The 10,304-nt window shown below is 42.9% G+C and carries 9 protein-coding genes; 1 reads left to right on the top strand and 8 read right to left on the bottom strand.

Going from position 1 to position 10,304, the window contains the following annotated elements:
* Positions 1–108: 108 nt before the first annotated feature.
* From I2484_RS21725 to brnQ, 7 genes are all read right to left on the bottom strand, one after another.
* The gene (locus tag I2484_RS21725; RefSeq protein ID WP_255551631.1) at positions 109–1,782 is read right to left on the bottom strand and encodes an ABC transporter ATP-binding protein; all 1,674 of its coding nucleotides are present in this window, start codon (positions 1,780–1,782) and stop codon (positions 109–111) included.
* Positions 1,779–2,537, bottom strand: coding sequence for an energy-coupling factor transporter transmembrane component T family protein (locus I2484_RS19995; protein WP_218628076.1), 759 nt, complete (start codon positions 2,535–2,537; stop codon positions 1,779–1,781). The genes I2484_RS21725 and I2484_RS19995 overlap by 4 nt, the downstream gene beginning before the upstream one ends.
* A gap of 73 nt (positions 2,538–2,610) precedes the next feature.
* Positions 2,611–3,213 (bottom strand): ECF transporter S component, encoded by a 603-nt coding sequence (locus tag I2484_RS20000; RefSeq protein WP_207152822.1) that lies wholly within the window; start codon positions 3,211–3,213, stop codon positions 2,611–2,613.
* Positions 3,214–3,530: 317 nt separating this feature from the next.
* Positions 3,531–4,283 carry a C40 family peptidase gene (locus tag I2484_RS20005; protein ID WP_207152823.1) on the bottom strand — a complete coding sequence of 251 codons (753 nt, stop codon included), beginning with the start codon at positions 4,281–4,283 and terminating at the stop codon, positions 3,531–3,533.
* 212 nt (positions 4,284–4,495) lie between these two features.
* On the bottom strand, positions 4,496–6,247 hold the full coding sequence (ade, locus tag I2484_RS20010) for an adenine deaminase (protein ID WP_207152824.1): 1,752 nt from the start codon (positions 6,245–6,247) through the stop codon (positions 4,496–4,498).
* A 262-nt stretch (positions 6,248–6,509) separates the two neighbouring features.
* Positions 6,510–6,863 carry an SCP2 sterol-binding domain-containing protein gene (locus I2484_RS20015; RefSeq protein ID WP_207152825.1) on the bottom strand — a complete coding sequence of 118 codons (354 nt, stop codon included), beginning with the start codon at positions 6,861–6,863 and terminating at the stop codon, positions 6,510–6,512.
* A 78-nt stretch (positions 6,864–6,941) separates the two neighbouring features.
* A complete protein-coding gene (gene brnQ, locus I2484_RS20020) occupies positions 6,942–8,252 on the bottom strand; it encodes a branched-chain amino acid transport system II carrier protein (RefSeq protein WP_255551632.1) in 1,311 nt (436 codons plus the stop codon).
* Between the two features lie 315 nt (positions 8,253–8,567).
* Between brnQ and I2484_RS20025 the strand changes: the two genes are divergently transcribed.
* Positions 8,568–9,881 carry an NAD-dependent malic enzyme gene (locus tag I2484_RS20025; RefSeq protein WP_207152826.1) on the top strand — a complete coding sequence of 438 codons (1,314 nt, stop codon included), beginning with the start codon at positions 8,568–8,570 and terminating at the stop codon, positions 9,879–9,881.
* Positions 9,882–9,895: 14 nt separating this feature from the next.
* Here the strand turns inward: I2484_RS20025 and I2484_RS20030 are convergent.
* On the bottom strand, positions 9,896–10,304 hold a 409-nt coding region (locus I2484_RS20030; protein WP_207152827.1), incomplete at its 5' end, for a hypothetical protein.

Here is a 10,304-nt window from a genome sequence, read left to right on the forward strand (position 1 = left end):
CAACGCCTAGAGGCTCGGTCATAAGCAGGTCCGGTTATGCGGTAAAGTGCGCCGCATAGCCAGCCCTTCTTATGCCTGCCGCCTCTAAACAGGCGTTTCCGCTTTTGTTTATTCCTGAATCATTTCACTTTCTTTCAATAAAATCCCGTCATAGCCCATCTGACGAGCAAGTTGGGTAATATGGGGCTGCTCAAGACGGGCAGTGTGGAGAATATCCACTTCCGAAAAGGCGCTGCGAGTCGGGCCGTCGAATAACAACTGTCCGTTACTCATAATAATCGTACGACCAAATGTTTCAGCGACAAAATCCATATCATGCAAAATACAGAGCACAAGTTTACCTTGCGCATGCAACTCGTTGATAATTTCTTTTAGAATCGCCTTACCACGTGCATCTTGCCCCATTGTCGGTTCGTCGAAAATAACGATGTCCGTATCCATTGCAAGAATGGAGGCAACAGCAATCATTTTCCGCTCGGCGAGGCTTAAGTCATAGGGGTTTTCCCCCGCTTTATCTAACAAGCCAACGCGTTTGAGCATTTTCTCTGCATTCACGCGCGCTACGTCAGGCGTTTGTCCAACGTTGAGCGGCCCGAACATTACTTCATCCAAGACATTATTTTTGAAAATCTGGTCATTTGGATTTTGGAAAATGAGTCCGATAATACCCGCGAGTTTTGCCGCGGTCGTGTCTTTCGTATTCGTTCCATTAATGATGATTTCGCCAGAACTTGGCTTTAATAATGCTTTCAACAGCTTGACGAAGGTGGTTTTTCCCGCCCCGTTTTGTCCAATAATGGCTGTAGGTTCACCGCTTAACGTTACGTTAATTCCTCGCAAAATAGGGGTTTCCTTGTTATAGCTGAACTGAAGATTCTTCACGGTAATTTCAGGACCAGCTATTTTTGTTGAAGGGGAGGATTCACTGATTACCCGTATATCCCCACTGGTAATACGACTTGCAGGCATTTCTCCAAGTGAAATCGGATAAAGGCCAGTCAATTCATTTTTCAAATGAAGTGCTTTTGCGACTGTCGTATAAACAGGTGGTTCGACTCCGAAAGTCGATAAATCATCACGCGAAAAGATTTCAGCAGGAGGTCCGGAATCTATCAATTTACCTTCGTGCATAAGGAGAATTCGGTCGGAATAGGCGGCGAGTTTCTCCATTTTCTGCTCGACCATTATAATCGTCATACCTTCTCTCGACAGGTTTTCAACGACGCGGAATACTTCTTCCGAACCACGCGGATCGAGCTGTGACGTTGGTTCGTCGAGTATTAAGATATCCGGTTTCATGGCGATAACGCTGGCGATTGCGACACGCTGCATTTGTCCACCAGATAAGGAGAATGGATTTTTATCCCCTAATGCTTCAATATCGAGGAATTGCATACTTTCTTTAATTCGCCTATGCATTTCGTCGCGAGGGATGCCTAAGTTTTCAAGCCCGAAGGCGATTTCATCGTAAACCGTGAATTTGGCACCAGTCATTTGCGAAAATGGATTTTCAAAAACAAGTCCAACTTTCGCTGTAATATCACTGATTTCATGTGTAAGTACGTCCATGTCGCCAATGAAAACATCACCACCATATGCGCCTTTGAAAAAGTGGGGAACTAAACCACTAAGTGCAAAACATAACGTCGTTTTTCCAGCAGTATTCATGCCTGCTATGCCAACGAATTCACCTTTTTTTACTGCGAATGAAATACCGTCAAGGGCGAAAGTATCGGTGTTCGGGTATTTATACGTTAGATTTTCGACACGGATACTGTTCATAAGACAACCCTCCAGACGATAGCGGCGATTAACGCGATGATAAGTATGATTTTCAAGATGAGACCGTATTTATAATGAAAAGATTCATTCAAAAACGTTTTTGTTCCTTTCGCATTGAATCCGCGTATTTCAAGCGCGATAGACCTTTCACGCGTATCGTTTAATGAATTGAGAACAACTGGAGCGAGAAGCGGAATAAATGATTTGATGCGCGTAAGTAAATTCCCTTCTGTTTCCATGCCGCGTGCTCGCTGTGCATCGGTGATTTTACTTGTCATTGCTAGCATTTGCGGGATAATCTGCAAAACCGACAGAAAAACGTAGCCGATTTTAGGAGACATTCCTTTATTGATAAGTGAATCGACAAGGTCATCCGGTTTCGTCGTCAAAATGAGAACGCCGAACGCACACACCATATTAATAATACGAAGGGTGAGTAGCAATGCAAATGCGAATCCTTCCTTATAGATAGGAAGTGGTCCAATTTCAAAAAGAAGTGTCGCGCGGTCTGGATGGAAGAAACCTTGAACGATGATGATGGAAATAATCAACAGCAGGCTGACACCAATAACCGGCAAAATGTATGTGAACACTTTGCCGGTAAAGAGTAGAAGGAGCGTAAATGCCAAGACACAGATGACGAATAAATGAGTCGGAAGGATATAGGTCAATGCGATTGATAGGAAGACAAATAAGAGCTTAGTAAGCGGATCGATATTGTGGATGAACGAATCCTTATCTACATACAGTGTCATGTTTTTCACGGGAATCCTCCTAGCCTATAATCTGTTGTAAGCGGCCCGATTAACCAGGCCGCTTACATTGTCCTTAAAGACGTTCTATTTCTGAACGGTTGTCGTACATATGCGTCAAATTTTTAGGCAATCCTTTGAAGAGAAGGAAACTGATTAGAACTGTCGCCATTTTATCAGGCACGTCAACGACAATGCTGTCTGCGAATGATGCAAACCAAAGCGGCATATCTTGTGCCATCATTGTTGCGAAAAGTGCATCACCCCATACATTCCCGGTTTGCCCACCCCAAAACATGATATTAAGTGGAGTTGAGACTGTGGCGGCGATTAAGCCAACGACAAGTCCAAGTACAAGTGCTTTTCCAACGTTTGCTATCCATCCTTTATACGCCATAATCCCCACGACAAGACCAATGACTGCGGATGTAATTGCATAAACGAATGAAATCGGATCGGCAGTGAAGCCGTATATAATATTGTTAACAATCCCTGCAATGGCACCGATAATCGGACCCGCTAGCATACTAGCAAGTACTGTACCAATTGAGTCGAGCCATAGCGGTAATTTAAGCAGACCAGCAAACAACTTACCAAGGTAGTTTATGCCGATAGCTGCTGGAATAAGGACAAGAGCGGCAGTCGTGAAATGGAGTGACCACATGCTGTTTTTTTTCATGAATTCGTACCTCCTTTTTTTATCCCGTATTAACGGGCAGTCAGACGCCCACCTAATTGAAGATTAACTTTATCATATGAGGCGTAAACCCCAAATGACACAATGAAAGACTAGGTGTCTTGACAGGTGTCGATTCAATTATAACTTACATTTGGCTTGAAGAATAGATAGAATTTTGACTGGGATGAAAAAAAGTTGGAGATTATGTGTGCAATAGAATGAACTGTCCTACAAAAATAGTTAAAATTCTATGACAGACTCCAAACTATCGCAATGTAAAAAAACAGCTTTCCCACGAATAGGAAAGCTGTTAAGTATCAATTAAGCTGATTAAAACGTTTGAAACCTGTGAATTTATCTTTCCAGTAAACTGAATTAATTGAAGTGATTTCAACTTTTTGCGAAGCGGCATGTATGAAGTTACCATCACCTAAATAAATTCCAGCATGCGAAATGCCACTGCGGTATGTATTTTCGAAAAACACTAAATCGCCCGGTATAGGCTCGTCCACACTAAAAGAATTGGTATGCATACCAATTGTATCAAGTCTTGGCATTTTAAGTCCTGCCTCGTTAAATACATAATAAATGAACCCGCTGCAGTCAAAGCCTTCTTTAGTTGCGCCAGACCAAACATAAGGTGTGCCCAAAAGTGGAAGTGAAACTTCAACGGCATTGACTAATACCTTTTTAGAGGGAAGATTCAAGTCTTTTGGTTTCACAGTTGTTGCAACGGCATTCTTCCATGAGTTAGTAGAAGAAGTCTCTTTTACTACAGTGGACACTTTCGTACTTGCTGTTTTTACTGCGACTGAATTGACTGCTCCTGATTTTTGACTAACCGCAACTTTTGCAGAAACGGCTAATTTTTGATTGGTTTTAATCGAATCGGAAGCAAGGCTGTTTAGACTTTTCAGTTCATCCACAGTTAACTTATGCTTTGTAGCAATTTGCCATAGCGTGTCTCCGGGCTTGACGGTGTATGAATCAGTTGCTGCATTCGCGCTCCCGACTGAGATAAACGTCGCTAGGGCAAACGTCGCCAACACTGAAAAAGCTCTCTTTTGCATCTATTTTCCCCTCTCCACGACAAACAGTTCTATATATGTATTCTATCTGATTAATAGAACTAGAACAATAGACTGTTAAATTACATTTGTGTTACAGATAGATTACGAGAGTGTTGCGAAGGGTTTTTTATTCCAATAGATATATAAGAATGAGTGCATTCAAACTACCCTAAAGAAAACAACGCCGTTTGGAATCCAAACGGCGTTGTTTTCTAATCCACCTGAATCGAAATATGCCGAAATTCATTGACATCAAATAACCCAGTATCCGTCAATTTCAGTTCGGGAATGACAGGTAAACTTAAGAATGACAAGGTTAAAAATAAATGAAAATCTAATTCTGGATGAAGTTCATGCAATGCACTATGCAACTTGTCTAGGTCTGCAACAGTTTCTGCTGCGGGACGATCTGTCATTAACCCAGCTATCGGCAATGCAAGTGAAGCGAGCACTTTTCCTTCATTTACAATAACGAATCCGCCTTGCATATGTTGTAATTCTTTAGCGGCAATTAACATATCTATGTCATTTACGCCGAGAACAATGACATTATGTGAATCATGAGCAACAGTTGTGGCGACTGCTCCACACTTTAACCCAAAACCATTCACAATGCCTAATCCGATTGTTCCAAGTCCATGATGGCGTTCAATGACGGCGAGTTTTAATAAATCCTGTTGGACATTTTGTATGAATAAACCGTTTTCAATAGGGACTTGCATTACTTTCTTATTCGTCATCAACTGATCCGGAATGATTTCCATGACATGAGCGAGACCTTTATTAGTAAAGGGAATTGCGAAATCATCAACGGTTAATTCAGGAAGATGAACAGTTTGTGTAATTCGGGACGATGGTTCGTTCATCTCTTGTCGAGGACTAAGCATTTGCCCGTTCTCAGCCACTTTAACTCCATCTTTCCAGACAGACAGCGCACGGAAGTTTTCTAGGTCATCAATCATCACTAAGTCAGCAATGAATCCTGAAGCGATTGCACCTTTATTGTCCAAACGATAGCATTCTGCGGCGTTAATAGTCGCGAGTTGAATCGCTTGCAGTGGGTCCATGCCTTCTTGAATCGCAAGACGGATGGCGTGATCGATACTCCCTTCATCCAATAACTCGTCCAAATGCTTATCGTCTGTACAAAAGAGAAATCGGCGCGCATTATGTGCTGTTACAGCAGGCAGGAGAGCACGTAAATTTTTTGCTGCAGACCCCTCGCGAATTAACACATGCATTCCTTGTGAAACGCGGTCCAATGCTTCTTCCGCAGTGACGCATTCATGATCGGTATGAATACCGGCGGCGCGGTAGCCGCGAATCTGATCGGCATTAAGTCCAGCGCAGTGCCCATCGATAATTACATTTGCTTGCTGTGCCATGAGCAACTTATCGACGATTTCGGATTCAGCATTTAATACAGACGGGAAGTCCATTACTTCTGCCAACCCTAAGACGGATTCATTGGCAAAAAAGGGCTGTAAATCTGAAGCTCTCAAAGTTGCGCCGGCATGCTCAAATGGTGTCGCGGGGACACTTGAAGGAAGCATAACGAATATATCCATTTTACATTCAGAGGCGTCGTCAATCATAAATTGAATCCCTTCCGCACCTGCAACATTGGCGATTTCATGGGGATCAGTGATGACAGTTGTTACACCGTGGGGAAGCAAGACCCGACTAAATTCAGAAGGTGTAACGAGCGATGATTCGATATGGATATGGCCGTCAATTAACCCTGGTATAACAAACCGTCCATTCGCATCTTCCGAATGAGCGGCTTCAAATAATCCATGTTCATCAACGGCAATGATAACTCCGTTTGTTATGACGATATCAGCATAAATCCAACGCAACGAAAAAACATCGGCAACCTGTGCATTGCGTATAATGAAATCTGCTCGTTGCTTACGTTGGGACGTAAGGATTTGCATTGCTAGTTGTTCTTTCGTGTGAACCATATGATTAACTCCCTTATTGAGGTTTCTTCATATTATACGGATAGTTGTCGAAATAGGATAGAAATTGTGTTTTAACCAGCACTTGTGAAGATTGCTGAACTAAGTTATATTCCTGCTAAACCAGTGGTCAAAAAGGCGACGTTGAAATGGAAGGCTGACAAAGAATTGAAGGCAAGTAAGGAAAACACGACAACAAAACGATAGATAATTTTATGGCAATATAAAAACCGACTCCCATTTTAGTGAGAGTCGGTTCCTTCTATTAAAACGAGTACTGTTTCAATAAACCTTCTAATTTTAGTGCAAGACCAATAGTACCTTTAACTTTAAGTTTACCCATCATAAAGGCGGCGGTCGAATTCAAGTTGCCAGCAAGTAGCTTCTTGAAATCTTTCACACTCATTGTTAGTGCGCAATCCACTTCACCGGGATCACCGGTAATCGTTACGGCTTTGCCATCTGCTAATGTTAAGCCGTATAGACCGCCATCTTCACCGGATAAATTGAATGAATAGGTGAGAGTCATCCCTTTAATTGGATCCGGTTCCCCGTTTAATCTCTCATCGATTTCAAGCCAAATAGCTGTCATCGTCATATCGTCAAAATTCATCGTCATTGGACAACATCCTCCTTTATACTGAATGTTCATTCAGTATAACTGAAATCGAAATGAAAAGTAGGAACCTTCTGAGAACTAAATCCGCTTCTTAAACAACGGGCTTAGAACTACACCAATAAGTGCACCGACAATAGCCGGTACAAGCCAACCAATTTGCTGTTCATAGAGCGGAAGATGGGCAAGTACATCATTGACAGGCTTAATGTCGATTCCAGCCCCTTTTAATCCGTCAAAGATACTAACAAAAGCAGTTGCCAGAAGCGCCAAGATATAAACAATTGGCTTTCTACCAAACGATTTGTCGATGAATGACATTAGCATCAGAACAATTGCTAGCGGGTAGATCGTAAGCAGAACTGGAATGGAAATTGAAATAAGTTGTGTCAATCCAACGTTTGCAATAATTGCACTGAATCCCGCGAAAATGAAGACATATGTCTTGTATGAATTCCGCGGAAATACATGTTCAAAATACTGTGCACAAGCTGAAACGAGACCAATTGATGTTGTCAGACAGGCAAAAATAATTGTCATTGCTAGAATCATCGTCCCGTATGGTCCGTATAAGACGGTAGATGCGAGTGCAAGAACTGCGCCTCCATTGTCCTGTATTCCGATAGCATCGACGCTAGTCGCTCCGATGTACCCGAGTGAAATGTAAACGAGTGCTAATCCAGTAGCCGCGACAAGACCAGCGAAGACCATGGCTTTCATGACAGCGCGACTTTCTGTTACGCCTTCTGCTTTAAGTGCATTGATAATGACGATGCCGAATACAAGTGCTGCGATGACATCCATCGTTAAGTATCCTTCAACAAAGCTACGGAAAAAAGCATTAGTTGCAAAAGTATCGTGTGCTTGTCCGATATCTCCCATAGGTGACACGAAACTCTTCACTGCGAGTGCTCCAATAACTAGGAATAATATTGGCGTCAACACCTTACCAATGCGGTCGACGAGTTTCGCAGGATTCAGCGCGAGTGTCACTGTGATGATAAAGAAGGCAATCGTAAATAATAAAAGTGGCCAATTTGAGTCGGAAATACTATCAGGCAAAAATGGGACAACGCCAATCTCATATGAAACGGTGGCCGTTCGCGGAATGCCGAAAAATGGACCAATCGCCATATAGACAATCATCGTAAAGGCAACTCCAAAATAAGGGTTAACACGACCTGCGATGGTTTCTAAGCCGCCACCCGCATTGGCGATTGCAAGGATTGCAATAAGAGGTAACCCGACTCCTGTAATCAGGAATCCAATCATCGCGATGAAAAGTTCCTCTCCTGCCATTTGTCCAAGAAGCGGTGGGAAAATAATATTACCCGCACCGAGGAACAATGCAAAGAGCATAAGCCCTATAACGAAATTTTTCTGTATAGACAAGTAAACTGCAACTCCTTGATAGAATAATGTAACAAAACTTACTATCTTTTATTATAACCGAAAAAAGGGGCAATCGTCTAATAAATTCGACATTATGGTGAAAATATTGTCGAATCTTGTAATAAGATGTAGGAGGTTTGCGTATGGATTGCTTATCTGCTTAAAATACATATAACTCGACAAATTATTATTTACTTTAGTGTTGTGTAAAATGAATAAAATTATGATTTATTATTTACAAAATTATAAAATGTTTACGACCTGGTCCTAAACGTGTAAAATGAGGAATGGCTAGTATAATCAGGGGGTAATACAATGGAACAAGTGCAATTTATGCGTAATTTAATTATCGAAACACCTTCAGTGCCGGGTAACTTCGCGAAAGTCGCGTTAGCTATCGGACAATTAGATGGAGATATAGGTGATATTCAAACCATAAAAGTGGGTACATTATCAACGATTCGTGATATTTCAATTCAATGTTCAAGTGAAGCACAATTGTTGCAAATCGTCGAAGCAGTTAACCAAATCGGCGATGGCATTAGTGTTCAGGCTATAACGGATGATGTATTGCAAGCACATGAAGGCGGCAAGATTCATATGAAAGGCCGTATGGAAATCCGTTCGCTTGGTGATTTGCGACGTGTCTATACACCAGGCGTTGCTAACGTTTGTGAACTTATCAAGAATGATCCGGAGCAGGCGAAATATTTCACAGGAATCTCGAACACTGTCGCGATCGTTACTGATGGCACAGCGATTCTGGGTCTTGGAAATATCGGACCTGTCGCTGGAATGCCAGTAATGGAAGGGAAAGCTGTGTTATTCGATCAATTCGCAGGGATAAGTGGTATTCCTATCTTGCTTAATACGAGCGATCCAGATGAGGTTGTAGAAACAATCAAACATATTCAGCAAGGGTTTGGCGGAATATTGCTCGAGGATATTGGATCGCCGCACTGTTTCGAAATTGAAGAGCGGTTGAAAGCAGAACTTTCGATTCCAGTCATGCACGATGATCAGCATGGTACAGCAGTTGTCACATTGGCATCCGTAATTTCAGCTTGTCAACAAACAAACGTTTTGCTTTCAGATGCGGTTGTTGGGCAAATTGGCCTTGGCGCAGCTGGTCTAGCAATCAGCCGTATGCTAATGAATTACGGTGTGAAGGAAATGCGTGGTATCGACCGTAATGAAGTCGCGCGTCAGAGGCTTGCTGATCACGGCGGCACCGTCATTGATTCACTTGAAGAACTAATGGCAACATGTGACATTATCGTAGCCACAACAGGCGTTGCAGGACTTATCAAACCAGAAATGGTACGGAAAGGTCAAATTATCTTGGCTTTGTCCAATCCAAACGCTGAAATTACGCCGGAAGACGCACTTGCAGCAGGCGCGGCATTTGCGGCAGATGGCCGTCTTGTTAATAATATCTTAGGCTTCCCAGGTATTTTCCGCGGTGCACTCAATGCGCACGCAAAGGAAATTACCTATCCGATGCTAATTGCAGCTGCACTCGCGATTGTCGACAGCACGAAACCGGGTGATCTTGTCCCGCATCCGCTCGATCCGAACGTCCATCTCAATGTAGCCGCAGCGGTTGAACGGGTTGCGAATAACTTGTAATTGATAGAGGCCTCTTACCTGGTAGAAATGAACCGGGTTAGAGGCTTTTTTTTATGGAGAAGAGTAGGTTGGAGATTGCTAGGATGGTTTTGTTGGAGTGTGCAACAAACAGGGTAGTGTCCAACCAATTCGCTGGAGTGTGCAACGAACCTGGTGAAGTGTCCAACAAACTCGCTGGAGTGTGCAACGAACTTGGCGAAGTGTCCAACGAACTCGCTGGAGTGTGCAACCAACTTGGCGAAGTGTCCAACGAACTCGCTGGAGTGTGCAACGAACAGGGTAGTGTCCAACAAACTCGCTGGAGTGTGCAACCAACCCGGTGAAGTGTCCAACCAACTCACCAAAGTGTACAACAAACAGGGGAGTGTGCAACCAATTCGCTGGAGTGTGCAACCAACTTGGCGAAGTGTCCAACGAACTCGC

Origin of the sequence: Sporosarcina sp. E16_8, from assembly GCF_017347095.1 — a bacterium.
In the GTDB taxonomy this organism is placed as follows: Bacteria; Bacillota; Bacilli; order Bacillales_A; family Planococcaceae; genus Sporosarcina.

Bases quoted from the DNA above. Each gene is read 5' to 3' on its own strand.
- I2484_RS20000 (WP_207152822.1), bottom strand. From the start codon at position 3,213: ATGAAAAAAAACAGCATGTGGTCACTCCATTTCACGACTGCCGCTCTT.
- I2484_RS20025 (WP_207152826.1), top strand. From the start codon at position 8,568: ATGGAACAAGTGCAATTTATGCGTAATTTAATTATCGAAACACCTTCA.
- ade (WP_207152824.1), bottom strand. From the start codon at position 6,247: ATGGTTCACACGAAAGAACAACTAGCAATGCAAATCCTTACGTCCCAA.
- I2484_RS20015 (WP_207152825.1), bottom strand. From the start codon at position 6,863: ATGACGATGAATTTTGACGATATGACGATGACAGCTATTTGGCTTGAA.
- I2484_RS20005 (WP_207152823.1), bottom strand. From the start codon at position 4,283: ATGCAAAAGAGAGCTTTTTCAGTGTTGGCGACGTTTGCCCTAGCGACG.
- I2484_RS19995 (WP_218628076.1), bottom strand. From the start codon at position 2,537: ATGACACTGTATGTAGATAAGGATTCGTTCATCCACAATATCGATCCG.
- I2484_RS21725 (WP_255551631.1), bottom strand. From the start codon at position 1,782: ATGAACAGTATCCGTGTCGAAAATCTAACGTATAAATACCCGAACACC.